Origin of the sequence: Brevundimonas sp. TWP1-3 (genome assembly GCF_049896085.1) — a bacterium.
Lineage (GTDB): Bacteria > Pseudomonadota > Alphaproteobacteria > Caulobacterales > Caulobacteraceae > Brevundimonas.
Genome location: NZ_JAFCTP010000001.1, coordinates 2,033,063 through 2,056,945, shown reverse-complemented (window position 1 = coordinate 2,056,945; position 23,883 = coordinate 2,033,063). Strand labels below are relative to the sequence as shown.

Here is a 23,883-nt window from a genome sequence, read left to right as displayed (position 1 = left end):
ATGCCGCCTTGATCTCGATCAAAGCGCTCGCGAACGCCGGCTCCTATTGGACGGTCGGTCCTTGGACGTTTGGTCCAACGACGTTTTGTCCAGTGGCGCGCGGTCGCGGCCGGGTGCTGGAGTCCGCCGATGAGCGCCGTGCCGATCGCCCCCGTCTCCGCAGCCGCGTGGCTCAAGCAGGTCGGCCAGCCATGGCGTCTGCTGACGCTGCTGGCCGGCCTGCTGACCGTCTCCGACGTCGTTCCAGCCATCGGGTTCGCAGCGGGCCTGGCCCTGACGATCGCCAACCTGACCGTCTCGCTCGCCGCCGCCGCGCCCTGGCTGGCTCTGGCGGTGTTAAGCCTGGTCGCACGCGGCCTGATCGGCCAGGCGGCCGTGACCGTCGGCGCGCGCCTGGGCCGGGCGATCAAGACCGATGTGCGCGGGCGCCTGCTGGCGGACCTGTTCGGACGGGGACGGCGATCCGGCGACCGGCTGACGGCCCTGGTCGAGGGCGTCGGCGCGCTGGACGGCTACTATTCACGGTTTGCGCCTTTGCGCCTCGCCGCCGGCGCGTCGCCGCTGCTGATCATCGCCGCCGCCGCGATCGCCAGCCCGGTGTCGGCGGGCGTCCTGCTGTTCACCCTGTTCCCCTTCATCGTCGGCATGGCCCTGGCGGGCACGGCCGCCGCCGGCGAGAGCCGTCGTCAGTTCCAGGCCCTGGAGCGGCTGTCCGGCCTGTTCATCGACCGTATCCGCACCCTGCCCGCCATCCTTGCCTTCGACGCCGTGGGCCGCACGACCGCCCGGATCGCCCAAGCCTCGGACGAGCTGGAGCGCCGGACCGCCCGCGTCATGCGCGTCGCCTTCCTGTCGTCGGGAGTGCTGGAGTTCTTTTCGGCCCTGTCGGTCGCGCTGATCGCCGTCTATTGCGGCTTCAACCTGTTGCGGCTGCTGCCCTTTCCGGTTCCCGAGACCCTGGACCTGTCGCGCGCCTTCTTCGTCCTGGCCCTGGCGCCCGAGGTCTATGCGCCCCTGCGCCGGCTCGCCGCCGCCTATCATGATCGCCAGGCCGCCGAGGCCGCCGCACCGTCCATGATCACGCCAGACCCGCGCCCGGCCCTGCGTCCGGTTCTGCGCGCGCCCCTCGGCGACCTGGCGCCCGCCATCCATTTCCGGGACGTCGCCATCGCCTATGACGACGCCGCGCCGGTGATCGACGGGTTCGACCTCGACGTCGCGCCGGGCCAGATCGTCGCCGTGATGGGCGCCAGCGGCGCGGGCAAGTCCAGCCTTCTGCATCTGCTGCTCGGCCTCGCGCCCCTGACGCGCGGCGAGATCGAGGTGGGCGGCGCGCGGCTCAGCCTTTGCGGCGACATCGCCGGGCGCGTCGCCTGGGCCAGCCAGCACCCGATCGTGGCCCCCGGAACCCTGGCCGAGAACATCGCCCTGGCGGATCGCACCGCCTGCCCCGGCCGCATCGTCATGGCGGCGCGCACGGCCGGCCTGTCCGGCGATCTGGATCGACGCATCGACGAGCGCGGCGGCGGCCTGTCGGGCGGCGAACGCCGTCGCCTGGGCCTGGCTCGCGCCATCCTGAAGCGCGCCCCGCTGCTGCTGCTGGACGAGCCGACCGCCAATCTGGACCCGGCCGCCGAACGCGCCATGCTGGACGTCATCCGCCAGGCTGCACGTGGCCGCACCACCCTGATCGCCACCCATTCCCCGGCGGTCGCTGCCCTGGCCGACCGCGTGGTGCGGCTGTGAGCGCCCCGTCGCGCATTGCTGGCCTGATCGGCGCCCAGGCTCAGGCTCAGCGCGCCCGGCTTCGGCTGGCAGCGGCGGCTGGCGCTGTCGTATCGGTTTCGGCCGTCTGCCTGCTGGGTCTGTCGGGATGGTTCATCACCGGCGCGGCCTTCGCGGGCCTGGCGGGCGCGGCGGCGGCCCAGAGCTTCAACTATATGATGCCCAGCGCCGTCATCCGCCTGTTGGCCATCGTCCGCACAGGCGGGCGCTACGTCGAGCGTGTCGCCGGCCACGAGGCGGCGCTGAAGGCCCTGGCCCGCCTTCGCCCCCAACTGTTCGACGCCATGGCCGCCGGCCCGGCTGAGCGCGCGTTGAGCCTGTCGTCCGGCGAGGTCTCCGCCCGCCTGGTTCAGGACGTGGACGCGGTCCAGACCCTGTTCGTACGCCGCTCCGTACCCTGGAGCCTGGGCGCGGGCGCGGCTTCCGCCGTCCTGCTGGCCAGCCTCGCCTCGCCTCTGGCGGGCCTGGCCCTGTCGTGCGCCATGGCCGCAGCCTGCATCGGGGGCGTCCTTGTCGCCCGTCGCCTCGCCGATCCCGCGGGTCGCGCCGCCCAGATCGGCGTGGGCGTGCTCAAGGACCGCCTCGCCGCGCTGGAGGCGGCCGCTCCCGAACTCAAGGCCTATGGGCTGAACGACTGGGCCGTCGCCCAGGTCGCTGCGGTCGCCGCCGACCACGATCAGGCCCAGATGGCGCTGGGCCGATCCGGGGGCTGGATGGCCGCATGGCAAGCAGTTGCGACCGCCCTGGCCGTGGGTGCCGTCGTCCCCGCCGCTTACGGCGCCGACCTGCCCCTGATCGCCCTGGCGGCCCTGGCGGCGGTCATGGGCGTGGAATCCGCCGGCGGGCTGGTCGCCGCCCTGCACCAGAACGGGGCCGCCCGCCAGGCTCTGTCGCGACTGGAGGCCGCCGTGCCGGCGCCGCCCGCTGCTGCACGCCGTGGACCCTACGGCGCCGCCCTGGGCCTCGACGCGCTCGACGCGGACCTGACGCCGCCATTCCGTCTCGGCCTGTTCGGCCCGTCCGGGGCCGGAAAGACCACCCTGATCGAACGCCTGATCGGGCTCCGGACGCCCATCGCCGGGGAGATGCGTCTGGACGGCGTAGACGCCGCCGAGATCGCGCCAGAGGATCGCCGCGCCCTGTTCGCCTATGCCGCCCAGGACGTGCGGCTGCTGAACGGATCGGTGCGCGACAACCTGCTGCTTGCCGGTCCTGCGGACGACGCAGCCCTATGGGAGGCGCTGGACGACGCGGCGCTGGGCGACCGAATCCGAGCTGAGCCCCTGGGCCTCGACACACCCACCGGACCGAACGGCGAGCGCTTGTCGGGCGGCGAACGGCGTCGCCTGGGCCTCGCCCGCGCCTATTTGCGCGACGCGCCCTGGCTGGTGCTGGACGAACCCACCGAAGGCCTGGACGCCGCGACCGAGGCCCGCGTCCTGGAGGCGCTTCGACGACGCCTTGCGGCGCGCGTCCAGGGCCTCATTCTCGTCAGCCATCGCATGCCGCCGATGGCGATGTGCGAGCGATCGATCCGCGTGGATGGACGCGATATCGACGGACGCATCGCCTTCAAGCCCCGTCGCGATCACGCCGCTTAGGGGCCCCATCCGCCAACGCCCGAAGCCGGTCAGGCTGCTCGATCCGGATGTCATGCAACGACAGGGCGTGAATGACGCCAGCCGTCTTCAGCCGGGTCAACTCCCGACTGACAGTTTCGATCGTCAATCCCAGATAATCGGCGATCTCGGACCGTGTCATCGACAACCGCACGACATTGGCCGCTGACGGATGCACCGGATCGCGGTCAACCATCGTCACCAGGAAGCTGGCAAGCCGCTCTCGTGCGGTTTTGCGCCCCAGGAGAAGCATCTGCCCCTGCGCCGCGGCCAATTCATGCATCGCCCGCCCCAGCAGCGCCGCTTCAAGGCTCGGTTTTTCGCGCGCCAGCCCATGGTAGTCGGCCGTGCGGAAACGACACAGGGTCGTGTCCTCGATCGCTTCGGCGGAGAAGCCGTAGGCGGAGCCCGCAGCCAGTCCGATAAAATCCCCGGCGAACAGAAATCCGGTGATCTGGCGTCGACCATCAGGCAGCAACTTGTAAATCCGCACCGAGCCGGAGGTGATGTTGAACACGCTCACCGCTGGGTCGTCTTCCCTTGTCAGCACGTCGCCGGCCGCCAGGGACATCCGCTCGGCGATAGCGTCCAGCCGCGCGAGATCTTCCGGCGCCAAGCTGTCGCAGACGCTGAACGCACGCGCGCCGCAGCCCAAGCAATCGGCGGTCTCGCGCCTCTCGGCGCAGGCGGCGGATAAGGAGCGGAGTTCGACCATTCAGCCTCGCTGTCTCACCATGACTAGACGTGCCACTCAGATCTCGCAATCACTGGCCTTCAAACTGTTCTTTCGGCAGTCCGAAACCCGCCGGAGAGCCTCAACCTTCTTTAACGCCTGCTCAAAAGTGGTTCCTGCCGAGCCTGGCGCGGGAACCTGCGGAGCCCTGGAGACCCCTCAGCGACCCAGACCGCAGAACGCCGCCCAGTCATTCATCAAGACGACTCGGCGCTCAAACAGGTCGCCTCGACGATAGGCGGCTTCGACCTTGCTCCCCACCGCGTGGGCGAGGGCCATCTCCGCTAACTCGTTCGCATGGTCGGTTCGCTCTGCCGCCCAATCGCGGAATGTGGACCGAAATCCGTGAGGAACTGCGTCCACCTTCATGTCGCGCAGCACCTTGGTCAGGGTCATGTCCGAAAGTGTGCCGCGGTTTGCCGAGGGAAAGACCAGGTCATCGGGTTTACCTGGAACGCCCAGGAGACTTAGCGCGGCGTTGGAGAGCGCGACGCGATGCAGCCGACCACCTTTCATCCGTTCTGCAGGCAAGGTCCAAGCCCCGCGAGCCAGATCGATCTCGCCCCATGTGGCGCCCCTTGTCTCACCGGAGCGGGCAGCGGTGAGAATTCCAAACATAAGGGCGCGACCACCCATTCCGCCAACTTTCGAAAGTCGAGCGATGAACTCAGGCATATCGTCGATGGGCAAGGCGCGATGGTGTCGGACCCGTGACACCTTCCCTGGATCGGCCAGCAGCTTGTCCAGATGGCCCTTCCACCGTGCAGGATTAGGGCCAGAGCGAAGCTCCCGGGTTGTAGCCCAGTCCAGAACCGCTTCCAGCCGGCCTCGCACGCGCTTGGCCGTTTCCGTTTTGGAGGTCCAGATCGGGGTGAGAATTTCCAGGACCTGAGGGACGCCAATCCGGTCAATGCTCAGGTCGCCGATGACGGGGTAGGCATAGGTTCCGAGGCTCGATGACCACTGGGCTCTATGCTTGACGTTCTTCCACGCCGCCTCATGCGTGGCGACATAGGTCTCGCTCGCCTGCCGGAACGTCCAGCCGGCGTTGACGGATTTCACGGCCAGGGACGCCCTGGCTTCCCTGGATCTGCTAATCGGATCGATGCCCGAGCGGATCAGATCTCGCGCCGCGCGCGCCGCTTCTCTCGCGCTTGAAAGCGTCACGCTCGGGTAACCGCCCAGACCCATTTCCCGACGACGCCCCCCAATCGCCGCCCGGAGTATCCAAGTTCGCCCGCCTGCAGGGAGGACCTGAAGATAGAGACCAGTGACCCCGCCCACGGCATGGTAGCCGGGAACGGTCAGACGACTGACTGCGAGAGCGCCCAACTCAGCAGCTTGGCGTGGCATGAAACCCTGCGACATTTCTGCAATAGCGTTTTCCGTCCGCCATTCTAATACACCCACCCACACACCCGCCATAAAATTTGCGACTGGGCGCGACTGTGTGAAAAGTGTTGAAATGGCCGACATCGGCGGATGTTGTGAATTTCCTCCGCCGAAAACAGGCTGCACCGTCGTGAAACGCGATGAATCGGACACCGCTTCCGCCATTTTTTATGGATTATTGAATCCCCTCTGGGCAACTCGTCCCACTTAGACGCCCGCAACCTGTCTGGTTGGTGTGGGCGCGCTGTCGGCATCCTGTCGTGTCGGACCTTCGAAATTCGCCATAGCTAGACGAGCATCGAAGGAGGAAACATGACCAACAAAATGCACAGATTATCGCCGAAGCTTCTAGGATTTTGGGTGCGATGCATCCGCACGGCCTCGAAATGGTCGCAGGAAGCCCTTGCCGAAAGTTCCGGCTTGGACCCTCGCACCATACAGCGGATGGAAGCCGGTCAACCTGCGAGCGTGACGACCCGTCGAAGTCTGGCGCGGGGCCTTGGATATGAGAACCCCGACGTGTTCGATGATCCGGCGTTCGTGGCGGAAGTTCACAAGCTGCTAGAGACGGTTTCCGATTACGGGGAGAAAGAGCGTTACCCGGATCATCTGAAACTGCCCGCCGAACCCGTGCGAACCGGCGACGCCTTGGGGCGATTGATCGGCGCATCGTCCGCGTATGTGTTCAACTGCGACGACGAACTGCCCGACGAAGTGGAGTACCAAGCCGCCGCGCTGTTCGACTTGTTGCAGGACTATGGGGACGCTTGGTCGGACTTAACCCACGGCGACCGCCTGTCGGCGAGCCGCAGCTTCGATCAAAACCTAGCGGAGTTCGAACAGCATGGCGTGCGGCTCTACTCCGCAACGCGCTCGACAACGATCGTCGGTTCGATGTGGACGGACAAGACACCGCTTCCCATAACCATAGGATATGTGACTGTAGTTCCGAAGGATCGCGAAATCGGGCACATCATGGTTCCGAAGGGGATTTGAAGCTGTGTCGGACGATATTGAATACATCAAGAACTACACACCCAATAAGCTCTACATTGATCCCGCACGGGCTGGAGCCTTCGCCAAGATCGCGGGCGTGAGCGAAGAGTTCGTCGGTGAAATCGACGTGACCGATAGGTGCAAGATCGCCGTGTCCGCCTTCTACGTCAGGGATCGGAAAGATTTCGACACATTCAAGCTAACGAAGTTGAAATGGCACAAGCTGCGGGGTTGGGAACTCGACGGACACATGCAGGTCAACCGGTTCCAACTTTCGCAGATCGGGCAGTTTCTTGGGATCATTCAAAGCTTAGATTTGAGTGACGCAAACACTTCTCGCCTATCACTCGATGCGATCAACCTTGGCGCACTTGGCGAACTTATCGGAAGTAACAAGGGTGCTGACCTACTTCGGAAACTTGCGGAGACGCCGGAACTCCATCAGGACATCTACGCGGTCGCATCGAAGCGACAGGCGCTCGCGGACTTCGAAGCAAAGATCGGCACGGGCGCGTCCGAAGGGGTTTGGCAGGCCTTCTTTGAGGCAAACCCTTGGATATTTGGACACGGCCTCAACTATATAGCTTTGGACAAGGTGGGTGAGAAGCTGGAAGCCGTCACCACCGGCGCTGCGTTCGACCAACCCGGCAAAAAACCGACGCACTGGTGCGGACGCGCGCCGAGGTCAGTCAGTATGTGTTGGTCGAAATCAAGAAGGACTGGACCGCCCTACTGCGAAGCCAACCTTATCGGACCGGTTGTTGGGGCGTGTCCGACGAAGTTTCACGCAGTCACACAGATACAGAAAACGACCTTCGAATTCGCCCGACGCCGTTTGCGGGACAACCTGAAAGATGATGAAGGCAACGACACCGGCGAAGCCGCATACGCGATTGAACCGCGAAGCTACTTGGTTGTGGGCAACACGTCGGAGCTAAAGGGGAACGAGGACAAGATCGCGTGCTTCGAACTCTATCGACGCAATATCCGGTCGCCCGAAATCCTGACGTTTGACGAACTGCTATATCGCGCCCGCTATATCGTTCAGAACATAAGCCGGGAAGTCTCGGAAGCCTAACGATGACGGCCCGTTGGCGCTACATCGACCTCTATACGTAAAGTTGAAGCACGATCGCGTAGTCATCGGCGTTTTCTCATGCGCCCGCATTAGCCCTTGCTATTGCCCCGCCTGACGCTAGGAACCCGGCTCCCCTGCCTGGAGCCCTGCCATGACGGCGACGAAACCGATGACGATCGGGATCGATTTCGGCACGACCAATACGGTCGTCGCCCTGACCGATGCGGACGGGCTCGCCCGGCTTGTGACCTTCGATGCGTTGGAGGGCCAGACGACCACCTTCCGCTCGGCGCTCAGCTTCCAGATTCATCAGGGCGTGGACGGCCAGCCGCCCGAGCGCGTGGTCGAGGCCGGTCCCTGGGCCATCGCCGCCTATGTCGAGGACCCGCTGGAGACCCGCTTCATCCAGTCGTTCAAGACCTTCGCCGCCAGCGCCGCCTTCACCGAGACCCGTATCGACAACCGTCGCTATGCGTTCGAGGATCTGCTGGCCGCCTTCCTCTTGCGGCTGCGCCACCATGCGGGCGACGAACTGGCGAACACCCCGCCCGCCGTCATCGTCGGCCGCCCCGTCACCTTCGCGGGCGGCAATCCCGACGAGACCCTGGCCCTGTCACGCTATCAGACGGCGTTCGAACGGCTGGGCTTCACCGACATTCGCTATGCGCACGAGCCGGTCGGCGCCGCCTTCTATTTCGCGCGCACGCTGAAGCAGGACGCCACGGTTCTGGTCGCCGACTTCGGCGGCGGCACCAGCGACTTCTCCATCATCCGGTTCGAGCGGACCGACGACGGCCTGCGTTCGACGCCGCTGGCGCGGTCGGGCGTCGGCGTGGCGGGCGACGCCTTCGACTATCGGATCATCGACCAGCTGGTCTCGCCCGAACTGGGCAAGGGCGGCCTCTACAGCTCGGTCGGCAAGCAGTTGCCGATCCCCCAGCGGTATTATTCCGCCTTCGCGCGCTGGGACCAGCTGGCCCTGCTGCGCGCATCGCGGGACATGCGCGACATCCGATCCCTGGCCCGCACGGCGCTGGAGCCGGAGAAGATCGAACGCCTGATCGAGGTGCTGGACGACAACCACGGCCATGACCTGTACCGCGCCGTGTCCACGTTGAAGATGGCCCTTTCGGCCGAGGAGACGGCGACCTTCCTGTTCGAGGCCGGCGGCGTCCATATCGAAAAGCCGGTCGCCCGCGCCGATTTCGAACGGTGGATCGCGCCGGAACTGGCCGCCATCGAAGGCGCCGTGGACGAGGCCATGGCTCGCAGCGGCCTGGGCACAGACGCCATCGACCGGGTCTTCCTGACCGGCGGCACCTCCTTCGTGCCGGCCGTGCGCGCCATCTTCCAGAGCCGTTTCGGCTCCGAGCGGATCGAGACCGGCGGCGAGTTCGAATCCATCGCCGCCGGCCTAGCCCTGATCGGCCGCGAGCCGGATTTGGACCTGTGGAGCGAGAAGGCGGGTTAGCGGAACACAGTCGCCAGGGATAAAATCGCGTCCGACTTCAAACGCTCGTCACCCTCGGGCTTGTCCCGAGGGCCTACGGTCAGGCGCACTTAGCGGTCAGAGTTTTTCAAACTGCAGCCTGCCCCGTCCACGACTGCGTTCGACCAACCGTAGGCCCTCGGGACAAGCCCGAGGGTGACGGTCTATAATTTAGGCGAGCCTAGAACCCCTGCACCCGCGCCACCCGTTCGGCGTGGAACCCGGCGTCGCCCAGCAGTTCGTTCAGCACCCGCACCCGCTTCATGAACAGGCCCACGTCGTATTCGTCGGTCATGCCGACGCCGCCGTGCATCTGGACCGCCTCCTGCACCGCCAGTTCGGCGACGCGCCCCGCCTTGGCCTTGGCGATGGAGGCCGCCAGAGACGCCCCCTCGCGCCCCTCGTCGATGGCGATCTGGGCGCCGATCGTCGCCGCGCGGGCCAGCTCCAGCTCGGAGAAGAGGTGCGCGGCCCGGTGCTGCAACGCCTGGAACTCGCCGATCAGCTTGCCGAACTGTTTGCGGGTCCGCAGATAGTCCAGCGTCGTCTTGAACGCCTGATCGCCCGCGCCCGTCAGGCTGGAGGCCGCACAGGCCCGCCCCAGGCTCAGCGCGCCGTCCAGCAACGCCTCCCCGCCCCCGACCGCGCCGATCACCGCGTCCGCATCGACCGCGACGTCGATCAGCGTGACCCGCGCGGCGTTGTGCGCGTCCACCATCATCGTGCGCTCGATCTCGATACCCGCCGTCGCCGGATCGACCAGGAACAGTGTCGTCCCCTCCTCTGCCGTCGCGGCCACGATCAGGGCGTCCGCCACATGGCCGTCCAGCACGAAGGTCTTGGCCCCGTTGAGCTTGAAGCCGTTTCCGGCCCGCTCGGCCCGCGTCGTGATGCGCGACGGCGCGTGCTTGGCGCCCTCGTCCACCGCCAGGGCCAGGATCGCCTCGCCCGCAGCCACCTTGGGCAGCCACGCCTGCTGCGCCTGCGACCCGCCCTCGATCAGCACCTTGGCCGACAGAATGGACGACCCCAGATAGGGCGACGGCGTCAGGGTGCGCCCCAGGCTCTCGGCGATCACCCCGGCCTCGACGGCGCCCAGCCCCATGCCGCCCAGCGCCTCGGGAATGATGACCCCGGCGAAACCCATCTCGCCGAACGCCCGCCACAGGTCGCGCGACACCCCGTCGGCGTCGCGCCCGTCCCGCAGCTTGCGCATATGCGCGATCGGCGCCTGTTCGTTCAGGAAGCCGTCGGCAGCATCCTGCAACATCGTCTGTTCTTCGGTCAGGATCAGCGGCATCGTCTCACGCTCCCGGCAGTTGCAACAGGTGTTTGGCGATGATGTTCAACTGAACCTCGCTGGTGCCGCCCTCGATGGAATTGGCCTTGGTCCGCAGCCAGTCGCGGGCCGTCTTGCCGTCGTGCGACCGCTCGCCTTCCCACTCCAGCGCGTCGGACCCGCCCGCCGCCATCAGCAGTTCGTGGCGCCGCTTGTTCAGCTCGGACCCATAGTATTTCAGCATGGAGGCGATGGCCGGATGCGCCTGTTTGGCCTTCACCTGATCGCCCACCCGCTCCATCGCTAGGCGGAAGGCGGCGGCGTCGATCTCCAGATCCGCGATCCGGGCGCGCAGCATCGGTTCGTCCAGCCGCCCGGCCTCGTCCGCCCCGATGGCGTCCAGCGCCACCTGCCCCACGGGCCGCCCGCCGCCGACCTCGCCCATGGCGCCTATCATCGTCCGCTCGTGCGCCAACAGATATTTGGCCACGTCCCAGCCCCGGTTCAGCGTCCCGACCAGGTTCTCCTTCTCCACCCTCACATCATCGAAGAAGGTCTCGCAGAAGGGCGACTTGCCGCTGATCAGGGTGATGGGCCGCGTCGTCACACCCGGCGTCTTCATGTCGAACAGCACGAAGCTGATGCCCAAATGTTTGGGCGCATCCGGGTCCGTCCGCACCAGGCAGAAGATCCAGTCGGCCTTGTCGGCATAGGAGGTCCAGATCTTCTGGCCGTTGATGATCCAGTGATCGCCCCGATCCTCGGCCCGCGTCTGGATGGCGGCCAGGTCCGACCCGGCCCCCGGCTCGGAATAGCCCTGGCACCAGCGGATTTCGCCGCGCACGATCTCGGGCAGGAAACGTTTCTTCTGTTCCTCGGTCCCGAAGGCCAGCAGCGCCGGGCCCAGCATCCAAACGCCGAAACTGGCCAGGGCCGGCTGCGCCTTGATGCGCCGCAGCTCGGAGGCCAGCACCTTGGCCTCCTCGCGGCTGAGGCCTCCTCCGCCGTATTCCTTGGGCCATTCCGGCGCCGTCCAGCCCCGCGCGCCCATCCGCTGCAGCCACAACTTGTGCGCCGACGTCTTGAACGTGGCGTCGCGCCCGCCCCAGATCATCTCGTCGTCGGCCATCGGCCCGCGACATTCGGCCGGGCAGTTCGCCTCCAGCCAGTCGCGCGTCTCGGCGCGAAATCGCTCCAGATCGGTCATCCATCGTCTCCCATGGCGTGCGTCGCTGACCGGCCTGAGCCGATGCGAAACATCTTTGGAAGAGAGCTTATCCGCGAAATCGCCGCCTTAGGAAGCGAAACCTGAATGCCGATCACTTAGCTGACGTAACGTCAGATCAGCCCATGACCCTTGGGCAGTTCGGCGTATCGGTGGACCCGCGTCGCCATCACCAGGCCGAACCCGATCATGACGGTCAGCATGACGGTGCCGCCATAGGACAGCAGCGGCATCGGCACGCCCACCACGGGCGCCAGCCCCATCACCATCGCCCCGTTGATCAGCACATACAGCGCGAACGTCGCCGTCACCCCCGACGCCGCCAATCGCCCGAAGTGGCTGTGCGACAATGAGGCGATCCTCAACGAGATCAGGATGATGGCCGCATAACAGGCCAGCAGGGTGAAGGTGCCGATAAAGCCGAACTCCTCGGCGAAGGCGGCGAAGATGAAGTCGGTCTGGCGCTCGGGCAGGAACTCCAGCTGGCTCTGGCTGCCCAAGCCGAATCCGCGCCCCAGCGGCCCGCCCGATCCCATGGCGATCTTGGACTGCACGATCTGATAGCCCTTGTCCGACATGTCGGCCTCGGGGTTCAGGAAGGTCAGCACCCGATGGCGCTGATAGTCGTGCATGCCGAACATGACATAGGGCGGCACCAACACGGCCGCGGCGACGATCAGAGGCAGGATGATCCGCCAGCTCAGGCCTGCGACGAACATGATGGCAGCCCCGGTCATGCCGATCAGCATGGCCGAGCCCAGATCGGGCTGGTGCGCGACCAGCAGGAACGGCAGGCCGATGATCCCGACCGGGAAGATCAGCTTCCAGTGAAGGCTCGCCTCCTTGGCTGATGCGCCGTGATACCAGCGCGCCAAGGCCAGCACGACGCCGATCTTCATGATCTCGGACGGCTGAAGACGTATGAAGCCCAGATCCAGCCATCGCGTGGCGCCCAAGGCCGTATAGCCCAGCGGCGTCTCCACCAGCGCCAGCATGAATAGCGCCATGCCGTAGATGGGATAGGCCAGGGCGAACCAGTAGCGGATGTTGATCATCGACAGCGCTAGCATCAGCGCCAGACACATGCCGAACCGGATCAGATGCTTCGCCGCCCACGGCGACCACGAACCGCCCGCCACCGAATAGAGCATCAGGGCGCCGGTGCCGGACACGACGCACAGAAGCGCCGTCAGCCGCCAGTCGATCTGGCCGATCTTGGTCGAGACGCGTTCGCGCTCGCCGGGACGTGACAGGGCGGATGCGGTCAACGACGCGGCTCGGACAGATAGGGGCGCGGGCCGCTGGTCGTCGTAGGCGCAGCTCGGGGGGCTTGAGGCGTCGCGACCACATCCGGCTCGGGCGCAGCGCCGACCACGCCGTCCTCGACGATGGCGGCCCCCGTCGGTTCGGGCGGCAGCGGCCGCTCGATCCGCGCACGCATGTCGGGATCCTTCAACAGGACCGTACGCATCACTTCGCGGGCGCGCGGCGCGCCGGCGGTCGCTCCACCCTTGCCGCCGTGCTCCACGATGATGGCGACGGCGTATCTCGGCGCATCGACCGGCGCGAAGGCCACGAACAGGTTGTGGTCCTTCAGCGCCCAGATCTCGCTCTTGCGTGAGCCGGTGCCATAGTTGCGGACCTGGGCCGTGCCGGTTTTGCCCGCCATCTGGATGTCGCCAAGCCCCAGCTGGCTCTGACGATAGGCCGTGCCGGAGCGGTCGTTGGCCACGGCGATCATGCCTTGGCGCACATATTCGACGTGGGCGGGATCGAACGGCAAGTCCGGCGCCTCTGCCCCGCTGGGCTGTTCGACGCCGCCGATCGACTTGATCAGCCGCGGCTGCAGTTGTTTCTTGCCGTTCGCCAAGCGCGAGGTCATGACCGCCAGCTGCAGGGCGTTGACGGTGATGGCCCCCTGCCCGATGGCGACCGACGTCGTCTCGCCCGGATGCCAGACGGGATCACGCGGGAAGGTCCGGGCCTTCCATTCCGTGGACGGCAACAGGCCCTTGCGCTGGTTGCCGACGCCGATGTCGAACTCATGCTCGAAGCCCAGGGCCAGGCCCGCCTTGCGGATATTGTCGACGCCCGCGCGATTGCACATGGCGTAGAAATAGACGTCGCAGGAGTTCTTGATCGCGTCGTGCATGTTCTGGGTGCCGTGCCGGCCCCAGCAGCGCTGCGTCCGGTTGCCGGTACGATACGAACCCGAGCAGAACACCGTCAGGTTCGGATCGACGCCCGCCTCCAGCAAGGCCAGCGCCGTCGTCGGCTTGAAGGTCGATCCCGGCGGGAAGGTGCCGTTCAGCGTCTTGTCGAGCAAGGGCTTGCGCTCGTAATCCGCCAAGGCGCGATAGGTCTTGGTCGGCACCCCGCCGACGAACAGGTTAGGATCGAACGACGGCGCCGACATCATGCACAGGATGTCGCCGTTGCGGACGTCCATGACGACACAGGCCCCGGACTCGTCGCCAAACACCTCAAGCGCCCGGTTCTGCACGTCGGCGTCCAGCGTCAGGATGACTTCCTTGCCGGGCACCGCTGGCCGCGAGCCGCCGATGTCTTCGGCGACCACCCGCCCGCGAGCATCAACCTCGACCCGGTTGCCGCCCGGCTCGCCGCGCAGCGACAGGTCCAGCGCCTTTTCGACGCCCTGGCGACCGATACGGAAGCTGGGGTTGAACAACAGGGCCGGCGGCTGCTCGCCCTTGTCGCGGATTGCCTTGACGTCCCGGTCCGACACCTTGGCCACATAGCCGATGGCATGGGCGAACGCTCCGCCGAACGGATAGTAACGCGCCTCGTTCATATCGACCATCACGCCCGGCAGTTCGTTGGCGTACTGGTTGACCTTGGCGAACTCTTCCCAGGTCAGGTCGCTCTTGACCGGCACGGGATTGAACTTGGACGCCGCATTGACGTCGCGGATGATGGCCCGTCGCCGCTCCAGCGTATCGGGCAGCAACCGCCCCAGCAGGTCCAGCGTCTGATCCAGATCCTTGGTCTCGTCGCGCACGACCAGCACCCGGAAACTGGGGCGGTTGCCGGCGATGACGACGCCGTTTCGGTCCTTGATCAGGCCGCGAGGCGGCGGCACCATGCGGAAGTTGAACTGGTTCTGCGACGACAGGGTCGCATACTCCTGGGCCTGAACGACCTGCAACTGGCCCAGCCGCCCGATCAGGGCCGTGATGCCCAGCGCCGATACCCCGCCCAGCACGAAGGTCCGCCGCAGGAACGACCCCTGACGCTCGTTCACGTCCGCAAAGAAGATGGAGGGTTCGCCGCTCATCTGAACCGAATATCCCCGTCGTCGAACCGCTCAAGCATCCAGTTGGCGATCGGAAACAGCAGCAGCGTCGGCAAGACCTGACCGATCAGCGGCAACAGCGCCGGCGCATTCGCCGCCCGCATCGTCACAACCAGATAGGCCAACAAAAAGGCGCCCAGGGTGCAGGCGGCATAGGCGCCGAACCGAACAAGTCCCTCATGGCCCGCCAGCAGGTTACGCGACAGCAGCACCGTCCCATAGACCGCCATCAGGCACAGCGCCCAAAGACCGAGAGGCGCATTCCAGAACAGGTCGAGGAAAAGCCCGACCAGAAACAGAACCGCCGGCGCCGTCATCGACGGACGGATCAGAGGCCAGGCGAAGGCAAGAATCATCGGGATCACCGGCTCCGGCAGATGCAGGCCGAACATCTGGATCGGCGTTCCCAGGACGACGGTGGCGGCGAGGACGACCAGGGCCGGATAGACAATCCACTGCAGAGGTCCGACGACACGGACCGCGACCGGCCGTCTCACGCCGCGCCCCCCGGAGCATCTGTGGGGACCGTCGGAGCCGCGACTGCCGCAGGCGGCGGCGTCGCAACGGCGGGTCTCGGCGCCGTCGTCGCAGGCCGTGCGGCGTTTGGCGTCGTCGAAGGCCCGGCAGCAGGAATGACCGGAGCCGCCGCAGCAGCGCGAGCGCGCTCCGCCTGGGCCTGCTGCGCCGTCTGACGGCGAGCGGCGGCGTCGCGAATCGCCCCGGCCTCGGCGGCGTTCGGCTCAGGCGCCGTGTCCAGCCCCGCCAGCGGCGGCGCATTCAGGGCATCCGGGCTGACCAGTTGGCCGAAGGTCTGGAACAACAGCACACGGACATAATCCACCGCGCCGTGATCGCTGAACAGTTTGACGCGCCAGGCGCCGTCGACGCCCTTGGCCGCCACCCCGACCGGCAGACCGCGCGGCAAACCGCCGCCGTCGCCCGAGCTAAGGATGCGGTCGCCCGCCTGGATCGACCCTGCGCCGCGAATGAACTCAAGCCGGGGACTGTCGCCGCCGTCGCCGGTCAGCATGGCGCGCGCATCGGTGCGCTCGATCATGACCGGCGTGCGCGAGGCCACGTCGGTCAGCAGGACCACGCGACTGACGCCGCTGGTCACGCCGGATATGCGACCGACCAATCCGTGTTCGGTAACGACCGGATTGCCGATGCGCACGCCCTTGGCCGAGCCGACATCGATCAGCTTGGCGCGGTTGAACGGTCCACGCGCGTCCGAGATCGCCCGCCCCGTCGCCATGGCGACCGCCGGCTCGGTGCGCAGACCCAGCAAGGCTTCATACCGACCATTGATATTCTTCTGTGCGATCGCTTCGTCGCGCCAGCCGCGCAGTTCAGCGATCTCGGCCTTCAGGCGGCGGTTCTCGCCGATCGCAAAGAAATAGCCGCCGACATAGTCTCTGGCGGCGCCGCCCCAGCGCACCGGCGCGGCGAAAACGCCGCCCACCGGCCCCGCCGCCGCTTCGAATCCGCCGCGCGCGGCGCCCATGCTGGATCCGCCCTCGGGCGTCGTCCGGTCGCCCAGCAACAGGAAAATCGCCCCGATGACGGCCACGACAACGACCACCGCAGCGGTCCACGCCAGCGGCACCTTGATGTTTTCAAAAGGGCCGTCGCGAAACGCCACGGGCGACCTTCCACTCAAAGGGTTGGAATCGGCAGGACGCCCCCTGCCGCTAGGCCTGCCTATCGCAGGATCAAGGCCGGAATGGAACCGTGATCACGCAGGCCTGACAAGGATTTGCGGCCAAGCTCTCACTTGGCCGCAACGATAATCATCAGAGCGCGGAGTCGAGGATGCCCTTCATCCAGCGCGGGTGTTCCAGAACGCGGCCGCAACCGATAGCGACGCACGACAGCGGATCGTCAGCCACCGAGACCGGCAGGCCGGTGTGATCACGGATTTCGATGTCCAGGCCGCGCAGCAGAGCGCCGCCGCCGGTCAGCATGATGCCCTTGTCGGCGATGTCGGCAGCCAGTTCCGGCGGGGTGGCTTCCAGCGCGACCTTCACGGCCTCGATGATCTGGGTGACCGGCTCGGCCAAGGCTTCGGCGGCCTGGCGTTCCGAGATACGGACTTCGCGCGGCACGCCCTGCATCAGGTCGCGACCCTTGACCTCGATCGACAGGCCTTCGCCGTCGGCCGGGATACGGGCGGTGCCGATGTCCTTCTTGATGCGTTCGGCGGTCGTTTCGCCGATCAGAAGGTTATGGTTGCGACGCATGTAGCTGATGATGCTGTCGTCCATCTTGTCGCCGCCGACGCGGACCGAACGCGAATAGACGATGCCCGACAGAGACAGCACGGCGACTTCCGTCGTGCCGCCGCCGATGTCGACGACCATCGAGCCGGTCGGCTCGTGAATCGGCAGGCCGGCGCCGATCGCGGCGGCCATCGGCTCGTCGATCAGGCCCACGCGGCGGGCCGAGGCGTTCAGGCAGCTGTCGTTGATGGCGCGACGCTCGACCGCCGTGGCGCCGGACGGCACGCAGACGATGATCTTGGGGTTCACGAAGCCCTTGCGGTTATGAACCTTGCGGATGAAGTGTTTGATCATCTCTTCGGCGACTTCGAAGTCGGCGATGACGCCGTCGCGCATGGGGCGGATCGCCTCCATGTGACCGGGGGTGCGGCCCAGCATCTGCTTGGCCTCTATGCCCACGGCGTGGACGACCTTGCGGCCGCCGACGTTTCTCAGCGCCACGACCGACGGCTCGTTCAGGACGATGCCCTTGCCCTTCATGTAGATCAGGGTGTTGGCGGTGCCCAGGTCCATCGCGATGTCATTCGAGATCGCGCCGAAAAGGGAAAAACTCATGGGAATCGATACCGTTGTTAGCTGGCAGGGCGTCTGGTTATCTCAGTCGACCTGGCGACGCCCCAACTGCCCTGACATCCCCACGCCGGACAGTTCCTGATCGTCTTCGCCACGCCTACTAGCGGCGGGTGTGCCTGTATGAAACCGGGATTACAAGCCCTGATGACGGTCTCGTCATATGGGGTTCGCATCTGATGTGGATGCAGGGCTCAGACCGAACCGGCGTCCTCGTCCCGCGATGGTGCCGATCGTGCGTCCGCCGCCTCCATCGCCGGATAAAGGGTGTCGTCCTCGCGCTCGACCCGGTGCGCCAGGGCGCCGATCAGCCCCTTGGTCGCCACAGCGAACCGGCTCCGATCCGACAGGATGCGGGCCTGCGACCACTCGCCGAAATAATGCGCCCAGGCGCCGCTGATCGCGCCCATGTCATCGACATAATGCTCCGCCAGCTGACGAACCGACGCATCATCCGCCTTCATCAGCACAGGATAGAGTTCGCCGTCTTCGATCGCGAGGTGTTCGATCAAGGCCGCGTTCAGCGCGGTCATCAGCTCTCGCGCACGAGAAGCGTCGTCCTGCGTCTTCAGGGTTTCGGCCAAGCCGCCCAATGCGCTGGCCAGGCGAATGATCCGGCGGTGCTGCGCCTTCAGTATCTCGACGTCCATCGCGATACCTCCCAACCGGCATGCTGCAACCTTTGGGTGAACCACTTCTAAATGGCTTACTAGGCGAATTCCCTCAGTCGCCCCGCGCGGTCTCGCGCCGCTTCACCACTTCGCGCACCACCAGCATCAGGATCAGCCACGCCAGAGCCACGCCCGCCAGTATGGCCGAGGTCCAGATCCCGTCCCCACTGACCGCCGTCATGAAGGATCCGCCGAAGAAGGCGACCAGCGCCGTCTTGGGCAGCACCCCAAGTGCGCACCCGGCCAGGAACGCCGGAAACGACGTCCGCGCGGCGCCGAAAGCCATATTGACGACGATGAAGGGCGCGGACGGCACATTGCGGATCATGAAGCTGGCGTAGAAGCCGTTCTTGCCGACGAACCGGGTCAGCCGCCCGACGGTGCGCCCGCCGTGGCGCTCCAGCAGCCGCGCCGTCGGTCCCCGCCCCAGCCAATAGGTCACGCCCGCCGACACCACGGTCGCGATCCAGCTGTACAGAAACCCGAACCACGGCCCGAACGCCACGACGCAGGCGGCGATCAGGATGAACTGCGGCGCACCGAAAAAGGCCGAGACCGTGAACACCACGATGGCCGCGACCAGCCCCCACGGCCCCTGCCGGAACCCGGCTAGCCAGTCCTCCAGCCGCCCCTCGGCGTCCAGCCCCAGCTGGCTCTTGCCCACGGCGAACAGGGCGATCATCGCGCCCAGCAACAGGGCCGTCGCCAGCACGGCGCGCCAGCGACGCGCCTCCATGTTCGACAGGAAATCGATGATCCAGCGCATCAGAGGCGCCGCTTAACACCCCGCCCGCGCATTGGCGAGCTTCAGCGCATTGTCCCGCGCCGCGACCGCGCGTAAACAACCCCGCCCTCCCCAGGCAAGAATCTTCCAAAACCCACGGGATAGTCATGTCCAGCCTGCAATCTTCCGCCCTCGCCCGCGTCAAGCCTTCGGCCACCATCGCCGTGACCGCCCAGGCGCGAAAGCTTAAAGCCGAAGGTCGCGACGTGATTGGGCTGGGCGCCGGAGAACCCGACTTCGACACCCCCGAGAACATCAAACAGGCCGCCATCGACGCGATCCACCGCGGCGAGACCAAATACACCGACGCCGACGGCATGCCCGAGCTGAAGGCCGCCATTGTCGCCAAGTTCAAGCGCGAGAACGGCCTGGACTATACGGCCGCGAACATCCACGTCGCGCCGGGCGGCAAGCCCGTCATCTTCAACGCCCTGGTCGCCACCCTGAACCCCGGCGACGAAGTCATCGTGCCCGCCCCCTACTGGGTCAGCTATCCCGACATGGTCCTGCTGGCGGGCGGCGAACCCGTCACCGTGGTCGGCGAGGGGAAGGACGGCTTCAAGCTGCTGCCTGCCGTGCTGGAGGCCGCGATCACGCCGAAGACGAAGTGGCTGATCCTGAACAGCCCGTCCAACCCGACCGGCGCCGCCTACACCAAGGCCGAGCTGCTGGCCCTTGCCGATGTGCTTCGCCGCCACCCCCATGTCTGGGTTCTGACCGACGACATGTACGAGCACCTCGTCTATGGCGACTTCGAATACACCACCATCGCCCAGGTGGCGCCCGACCTGACCGACCGTACACTGACGGTCAACGGCGTCTCCAAGGCCTATGCCATGACCGGCTGGCGCATCGGCTATGCGGGCGGCCCCAAGCCGCTGATCGACCTGATGCGCAAGGTGGCCAGCCAGACGACCTCAAACCCCGCCAGCATCAGCCAGTGGGCGGCCGTCGAGGCCCTGAACGGAACCCAGGACTTCATCCCCGAGCGCAAGGCCGCCTTCGAGAAGCGCCGCGACCTGGTCGTCTCGATGCTGAACCAGGCGACGGGGATCACCTGCGCAACGCCGGAAGGCGCCTTCTACGTTTATCCGTCCATCGCCGGCCTGATCGGCAAGACGACGGACAACGGCGTGGTCATCGACGGTGATTCCACCTTCGCCGCCGAACTTCTGAACGCCGAGGGTGTCGCCGTGGTCCAGGGCGAGGCCTTCGGCCTGTCGCCCTATTTCCGCATCAGCTACGCCACCTCGGACGCCGTGCTGGAAGAAGCCTGCACCCGCATCCAGCGCTTCGCCGCCTCGCTGCGCTGAGGACAGATACGTGGGCCCGAAAAAACCGAATTCGGGCCCGCACTTCCTAAGTCTCCTCGGCAGAACAAGGATTGAGCCGTACTTCTGGTGGACATGTCTGTTCCACCTCGTCGTCGTCCCAGCGGGATTATTTTATCTCCTTCTGACGTCGCTGGGTAATCGAGATTACGAAGGCCCCTTAATTGGAATACCGGGCGTTCCCGAAATCCTTCTAATCGGCGCCTTCTGCATTTGGCTTCTGATCGCCATGACTACGCGACGATTGCGGGATGCCGGCTTCTGGCCTTGGCTATCCCTTGCGATCTTAATTCCGGGGCTAGGCCAAGCGCTGATTATCACGCTCTGGTTTTCTCCAACCAAGGAGCTGCGGTGTGCTTGGCGCGGTATCGACTGAGTTCGTACCAGCCCCGGCCTTTAGGTGCTCGGCTGCGTATAGACGACCCGGCAATCGCCATCGATGGTGGTGTAGCGATTGTTCGCCGCATCCACGAACGAGATCCGGCCGCCGTCGTCATATTCGACCTTGCCGGTCGAGCGCCCCTTGAAGTTCTCCACCCCATAGGTCCAGCAGGTGATGTCCGCCGGCTTGTCGCCCCAAGTGGCGTCATTACGCGCGCGCTTGCTGTCGGTGCAGGCGGACAGGGCGCCGGTCAGGGCGATGGCGGTGACGGTGATGGCGAGAGCTTTCATAAGCCTAGCCTTGCATGGACGGCGCCCAAGGAAAAGGCCGCCCAAGCGATGCAAGGGCGGCCTGATTTCTTCGATGGCGCCCGACCTACGGCCGGCTGGCCATGCCCAGCTTGATCGGCTTGGCGTCGTCGGCCAGCGTGCCGCGCTTGACGCCCCACAGCAGGATGATCGGCGCGCCGACATAGATCGACGAATAGGTGCCGATGATGATGCCGAACATCAGGGCGATGGAGAAGCCGAACAGGGCCTCGCCGCCGAAAACGGCCAGCGCCGCCAGCACCATGACGGCGGTCACGCCGGTGATGATGGTTCGCGACAGGGTCTCGTTCAGCGACAGGTCAATCACCTCGCGTAGCGGCATGGTCTTGTATTTGCGCAGGTTCTCGCGAAGACGGTCGAACACCACCACGGTGTCGTTCATCGAATAGCCGATGACGGTCAGGATCGCGGCCACCATGTTCAGGCTGAACTCCAGCTTGAACAGCACGATCAGCCCGAACGTCAGGATCACGTCGTGCAGCAGGCCGATCACGGCGCCGAAGCCGAACTGCGGCTCGAACCGGAACCAGATGTAGAGGAACATCAGCCCGATCGCGACGGCGAGCGCCAGCAGGCCCGAGGTGAACAGTTCACCCGACACCTTGGAGCCGACGACGCTGACGCCCGAATACTGGACCGCGCCGACGGTCTGGCTGATCGTGCTCTCGACCTGATTGACCACCTGGGTCTGGTCGCGGCCTTCCGGCACCTGGAAGCGCAGGATAGCGGTCGAGCCGTCATCCGCGTTGGTGTCGCGGCGCGCGATGCCCTGCACCTGGACGTCGCCCAGGTTCAGGCCGTTCACGGCCTCGCGCACGCGATCCAGTTCGATCACCTGACCGGCGGGCTTGGACACCTCCATCGAGGCGCCGCCCCGGAAGTCGATGCCCATGTTCAGGCCCGGATAGAAGCAGGCGATGATCGAGGCGACGCACAGAACCACCGACAGTACGCCCGCGGCTCGGGCGTATTTGACGAAATGAAAGTTCGTCTTCTGCGGCAGAAGTTTGATGAAGGGCCATCCACGCATCGCCATCACTCCGCGATCGGCAGTTTTTTGGGCTTGGCGGTCTTGAGCCAGTAGGCCAGCAGCACCTGGGCCACCAGAACCGACGAGAACACCGAGGTGAAGACGCCGATGCTCAGCGTCCAGGCGAAGCCGCGCACCGGGCCGGCGCCGAAGATGAACATGATCCCCGCCGCCACCAGGGTGGTGACGTTGGCGTCCAGGATCGTGCCCCAGGCCTTGTTGAACCCGGCGTCCATGCTGGCGATCACGCTGCGGCCCGACCGGGCCTCGTCGCGCATCCGCTCATAGATCAGCACATTGGCGTCCACGGCGACAGCGAAGGTCAGGATCAGACCAGCGATGCCCGGCAATGTCAGTGTGGCCTGGGTCAGCGACATGGCCGCCACGATCAGCACACCGTTCAGCACCAAGCCGATCACGGACACGCCGCCGAACAGGAAGCCGTAGGCCAGGATCATGAACAGGACGATGATGCCGAAGCCCACAGCCGTCGACAAGGCGCCGGCCTGCACCGCATCGGCGCCCAGCTCGGCCGTCACGGTCCGACGTTCCTCGACGTTCAGCGGCGCCGGCAGGGCCCCGCCGTTCAGCAGGTTCACCAGGGTCGCCGCTTCCTGAATGGAGAAGGTGCCGGTGATCTGACCCGAGCCGCTGGTGATCGCGCTCTGGATCGTCGGGGCCGAGATGACCTTGCCGTCCAGAATGATGGCGAAGGGCTTGCCCAGGTTTGCCGCGGTCGCTTCGCCGAACCGGCGTGCGCCGGCCCCGTCGAAGCGGAAGTCGATGGCCGGACGGCCGCTCTGGTCCGAACCGACGCCTGCACGGGTCAGGTTCTCGCCCGACACCAGCACGCGTTTCTTGACCAGATAGGGGGTGCCGTCCTCGCCGACCAGCAGCTCGGAATCCGGCGGGACGCGGCCCGCCTGGGCCTCGGTGACCGAGTTTTCGACATCCACCATCTGGAACGTCAGCTGGGCCGTCTGGCCGATGACTTCTTCCAGCTTGGACGGATCGCTCTCGCCTGGCGCCTGGACCACGATGCGGTCGGCGCCCTGACGAGTGATGGAGGGTTCGCGCGTGCCCAGGCTGTCGATCCGGCGGCGCACCACCTCGATCGACTGGTCCACGGCCGTCGCGCCCATGCCGTTCAGCGCGGCGTCGGTATAGGCGAAGCGGATACGGTTATTGCCCAGGCGCGTCGCTGCGCGTTCGACCTGACCGCCCGCCCCGGCCTGGCCGGCCAGCTGCTGCAGCGCCGTAAAGGCCGCATCGTTCTGGGCCGGATTGGCCAGGGTGACGACCACGCCGCCGGCTTCACGCTGGAAGCCGTTGGTGGCGATGCCTGCGCCGCTCAGCGTGACCCGAACGTCTTCGATCAGGTTGGTGATGCGCTTCTCGCGCATCGCCGGCACATCGACTTCCAGCAGCAGATACGACCCGCCCTGAAGATCCAGCCCCAGGTTCAGCTTGTTCTTGGGCACAAAGCCCGGCAGCGCCTCGCGTTGGGCATCCGACAGCACGTTCGGGAATGCGAACAGGCAACCGAAGACGGCCGCAGCGACGACGAGTATGACTTTCCAGCGCGACAGCTGAATCAT

At 66.0% G+C, this 23,883-nt stretch carries 21 protein-coding genes; 7 read left to right on the top strand and 14 right to left on the bottom strand.

Annotated features, from left to right (window positions below; genetic code table 11):
* Positions 1 to 129: 129 nt before the first annotated feature.
* Both cydD and ACP693_RS10160 read left to right on the top strand, forming a co-directional pair.
* Entirely contained in the window at positions 130 to 1,746 is a 1,617-nt protein-coding gene (cydD, locus tag ACP693_RS10165; RefSeq protein WP_426017108.1) for a thiol reductant ABC exporter subunit CydD, read from the top strand.
* The gene (locus ACP693_RS10160; protein ID WP_426017110.1) at positions 1,743 to 3,386 is read left to right on the top strand and encodes an amino acid ABC transporter ATP-binding/permease protein; all 1,644 of its coding nucleotides are present in this window, start codon (positions 1,743 to 1,745) and stop codon (positions 3,384 to 3,386) included. The genes cydD and ACP693_RS10160 overlap by 4 nt, the downstream gene beginning before the upstream one ends.
* On the opposite strand, the gene ACP693_RS10155 is transcribed toward ACP693_RS10160, so the two are convergent.
* Complete coding sequence (locus tag ACP693_RS10155; RefSeq protein WP_426017112.1) at positions 3,358 to 4,119, bottom strand: Crp/Fnr family transcriptional regulator; 762 nt, start codon at positions 4,117 to 4,119, stop codon at positions 3,358 to 3,360. The two genes, ACP693_RS10160 and ACP693_RS10155, sit on opposite strands and share 29 nt — an antisense overlap.
* 177 nt (positions 4,120 to 4,296) lie before the next feature.
* On the bottom strand, positions 4,297 to 5,694 hold the full coding sequence (locus tag ACP693_RS10150) for a tyrosine-type recombinase/integrase (RefSeq protein ID WP_426017114.1): 1,398 nt from the start codon (positions 5,692 to 5,694) through the stop codon (positions 4,297 to 4,299).
* A 147-nt stretch (positions 5,695 to 5,841) separates the two neighbouring features.
* On the opposite strand from ACP693_RS10150, the gene ACP693_RS10145 reads away from it, so the two are divergent.
* From ACP693_RS10145 to ACP693_RS10135, 3 genes are all read left to right on the top strand, one after another.
* Entirely contained in the window at positions 5,842 to 6,525 is a 684-nt protein-coding gene (locus tag ACP693_RS10145; RefSeq protein WP_426017116.1) for a helix-turn-helix domain-containing protein, read from the top strand.
* 4 nt (positions 6,526 to 6,529) lie between these two features.
* Positions 6,530 to 7,603, top strand: a complete 1,074-nt coding sequence (locus ACP693_RS10140; RefSeq protein ID WP_426017117.1) for a Shedu anti-phage system protein SduA domain-containing protein — start codon at positions 6,530 to 6,532, stop codon at positions 7,601 to 7,603.
* 151 nt (positions 7,604 to 7,754) lie between these two features.
* Entirely contained in the window at positions 7,755 to 9,074 is a 1,320-nt protein-coding gene (locus ACP693_RS10135; protein ID WP_426017119.1) for an Hsp70 family protein, read from the top strand.
* 199 nt (positions 9,075 to 9,273) lie between these two features.
* Here the strand turns inward: ACP693_RS10135 and ACP693_RS10130 are convergent, their stop codons facing one another.
* From ACP693_RS10130 to ACP693_RS10090, 9 genes are all read right to left on the bottom strand, one after another.
* A complete protein-coding gene (locus ACP693_RS10130) occupies positions 9,274 to 10,392 on the bottom strand; it encodes an acyl-CoA dehydrogenase family protein (RefSeq protein WP_426017121.1) in 1,119 nt (372 codons plus the stop codon).
* 4 nt (positions 10,393 to 10,396) lie between these two features.
* Positions 10,397 to 11,578 (bottom strand): acyl-CoA dehydrogenase family protein, encoded by a 1,182-nt coding sequence (locus ACP693_RS10125; RefSeq protein ID WP_426017122.1) that lies wholly within the window; start codon positions 11,576 to 11,578, stop codon positions 10,397 to 10,399.
* Positions 11,579 to 11,709: 131 nt separating this feature from the next.
* A complete protein-coding gene (gene rodA / locus ACP693_RS10120; protein ID WP_426017124.1) occupies positions 11,710 to 12,864 on the bottom strand; it encodes a rod shape-determining protein RodA in 1,155 nt (384 codons plus the stop codon).
* Entirely contained in the window at positions 12,861 to 14,891 is a 2,031-nt protein-coding gene (gene mrdA, locus ACP693_RS10115) for a penicillin-binding protein 2 (RefSeq protein ID WP_426017126.1), read from the bottom strand. Before mrdA ends, rodA begins: the two co-directional genes overlap by 4 nt.
* Positions 14,888 to 15,406, bottom strand: a complete 519-nt coding sequence (locus ACP693_RS10110; protein WP_426017128.1) for a hypothetical protein — start codon at positions 15,404 to 15,406, stop codon at positions 14,888 to 14,890. Before ACP693_RS10110 ends, mrdA begins: the two co-directional genes overlap by 4 nt.
* Positions 15,403 to 16,551, bottom strand: coding sequence for a rod shape-determining protein MreC (gene mreC / locus ACP693_RS10105; protein ID WP_426017129.1), 1,149 nt, complete (start codon positions 16,549 to 16,551; stop codon positions 15,403 to 15,405). The genes ACP693_RS10110 and mreC overlap by 4 nt, the downstream gene beginning before the upstream one ends.
* 151 nt (positions 16,552 to 16,702) lie before the next feature.
* Positions 16,703 to 17,743 (bottom strand): rod shape-determining protein, encoded by a 1,041-nt coding sequence (locus ACP693_RS10100; RefSeq protein ID WP_135195469.1) that lies wholly within the window; start codon positions 17,741 to 17,743, stop codon positions 16,703 to 16,705.
* Between the two features lie 209 nt (positions 17,744 to 17,952).
* The gene (locus ACP693_RS10095) at positions 17,953 to 18,408 is read right to left on the bottom strand and encodes a hemerythrin domain-containing protein (protein WP_426017131.1); all 456 of its coding nucleotides are present in this window, start codon (positions 18,406 to 18,408) and stop codon (positions 17,953 to 17,955) included.
* Between the two features lie 73 nt (positions 18,409 to 18,481).
* The gene (locus ACP693_RS10090; RefSeq protein WP_426017133.1) at positions 18,482 to 19,195 is read right to left on the bottom strand and encodes a TVP38/TMEM64 family protein; all 714 of its coding nucleotides are present in this window, start codon (positions 19,193 to 19,195) and stop codon (positions 18,482 to 18,484) included.
* 125 nt (positions 19,196 to 19,320) lie between these two features.
* On the opposite strand from ACP693_RS10090, the gene ACP693_RS10085 reads away from it, so the two are divergent.
* Both ACP693_RS10085 and ACP693_RS10080 read left to right on the top strand, forming a co-directional pair.
* Complete coding sequence (locus ACP693_RS10085) at positions 19,321 to 20,526, top strand: pyridoxal phosphate-dependent aminotransferase (RefSeq protein WP_426017135.1); 1,206 nt, start codon at positions 19,321 to 19,323, stop codon at positions 20,524 to 20,526.
* Positions 20,527 to 20,536: 10 nt separating this feature from the next.
* A complete protein-coding gene (locus ACP693_RS10080; protein ID WP_426017137.1) occupies positions 20,537 to 20,920 on the top strand; it encodes a DUF805 domain-containing protein in 384 nt (127 codons plus the stop codon).
* Between the two features lie 20 nt (positions 20,921 to 20,940).
* Here ACP693_RS10080 and ACP693_RS10075 read toward each other — a convergent pair whose 3' ends face one another.
* The 3 genes from ACP693_RS10075 to secD all read right to left on the bottom strand — a co-directional run bounded on the left by ACP693_RS10075 (position 20,941) and on the right by secD (position 23,883).
* Complete coding sequence (locus ACP693_RS10075; protein WP_135195465.1) at positions 20,941 to 21,216, bottom strand: hypothetical protein; 276 nt, start codon at positions 21,214 to 21,216, stop codon at positions 20,941 to 20,943.
* Between the two features lie 85 nt (positions 21,217 to 21,301).
* Positions 21,302 to 22,291: a protein translocase subunit SecF gene (gene secF, locus ACP693_RS10070; protein WP_409716267.1), complete on the bottom strand. Its 990-nt coding sequence runs from the start codon at positions 22,289 to 22,291 to the stop codon at positions 21,302 to 21,304.
* Positions 22,291 to 23,883 (bottom strand): protein translocase subunit SecD, encoded by a 1,593-nt coding sequence (gene secD, locus ACP693_RS10065; protein WP_426017140.1) that lies wholly within the window; start codon positions 23,881 to 23,883, stop codon positions 22,291 to 22,293. The genes secF and secD overlap by 1 nt, the downstream gene beginning before the upstream one ends.

Bases quoted from the DNA above. Each gene is read 5' to 3' on its own strand.
- ACP693_RS10155 (WP_426017112.1), bottom strand. From the start codon at position 4,119: ATGGTCGAACTCCGCTCCTTATCCGCCGCCTGCGCCGAGAGGCGCGAG.
- ACP693_RS10135 (WP_426017119.1), top strand. From the start codon at position 7,755: ATGACGGCGACGAAACCGATGACGATCGGGATCGATTTCGGCACGACC.
- ACP693_RS10125 (WP_426017122.1), bottom strand. From the start codon at position 11,578: ATGACCGATCTGGAGCGATTTCGCGCCGAGACGCGCGACTGGCTGGAG.
- secD (WP_426017140.1), bottom strand. From the start codon at position 23,883: ATGATTCAGCTGTCGCGCTGGAAAGTCATACTCGTCGTCGCTGCGGCC.
- ACP693_RS10130 (WP_426017121.1), bottom strand. From the start codon at position 10,392: ATGCCGCTGATCCTGACCGAAGAACAGACGATGTTGCAGGATGCTGCC.
- ACP693_RS10075 (WP_135195465.1), bottom strand. From the start codon at position 21,216: ATGAAAGCTCTCGCCATCACCGTCACCGCCATCGCCCTGACCGGCGCC.
- ACP693_RS10090 (WP_426017133.1), bottom strand. From the start codon at position 19,195: ATGCGCTGGATCATCGATTTCCTGTCGAACATGGAGGCGCGTCGCTGG.
- ACP693_RS10095 (WP_426017131.1), bottom strand. From the start codon at position 18,408: ATGGACGTCGAGATACTGAAGGCGCAGCACCGCCGGATCATTCGCCTG.
- ACP693_RS10145 (WP_426017116.1), top strand. From the start codon at position 5,842: ATGACCAACAAAATGCACAGATTATCGCCGAAGCTTCTAGGATTTTGG.
- mrdA (WP_426017126.1), bottom strand. From the start codon at position 14,891: ATGAGCGGCGAACCCTCCATCTTCTTTGCGGACGTGAACGAGCGTCAG.
- ACP693_RS10085 (WP_426017135.1), top strand. From the start codon at position 19,321: ATGTCCAGCCTGCAATCTTCCGCCCTCGCCCGCGTCAAGCCTTCGGCC.
- secF (WP_409716267.1), bottom strand. From the start codon at position 22,291: ATGGCGATGCGTGGATGGCCCTTCATCAAACTTCTGCCGCAGAAGACG.
- ACP693_RS10150 (WP_426017114.1), bottom strand. From the start codon at position 5,694: ATGGCGGAAGCGGTGTCCGATTCATCGCGTTTCACGACGGTGCAGCCT.
- cydD (WP_426017108.1), top strand. From the start codon at position 130: ATGAGCGCCGTGCCGATCGCCCCCGTCTCCGCAGCCGCGTGGCTCAAG.
- ACP693_RS10100 (WP_135195469.1), bottom strand. From the start codon at position 17,743: ATGAGTTTTTCCCTTTTCGGCGCGATCTCGAATGACATCGCGATGGAC.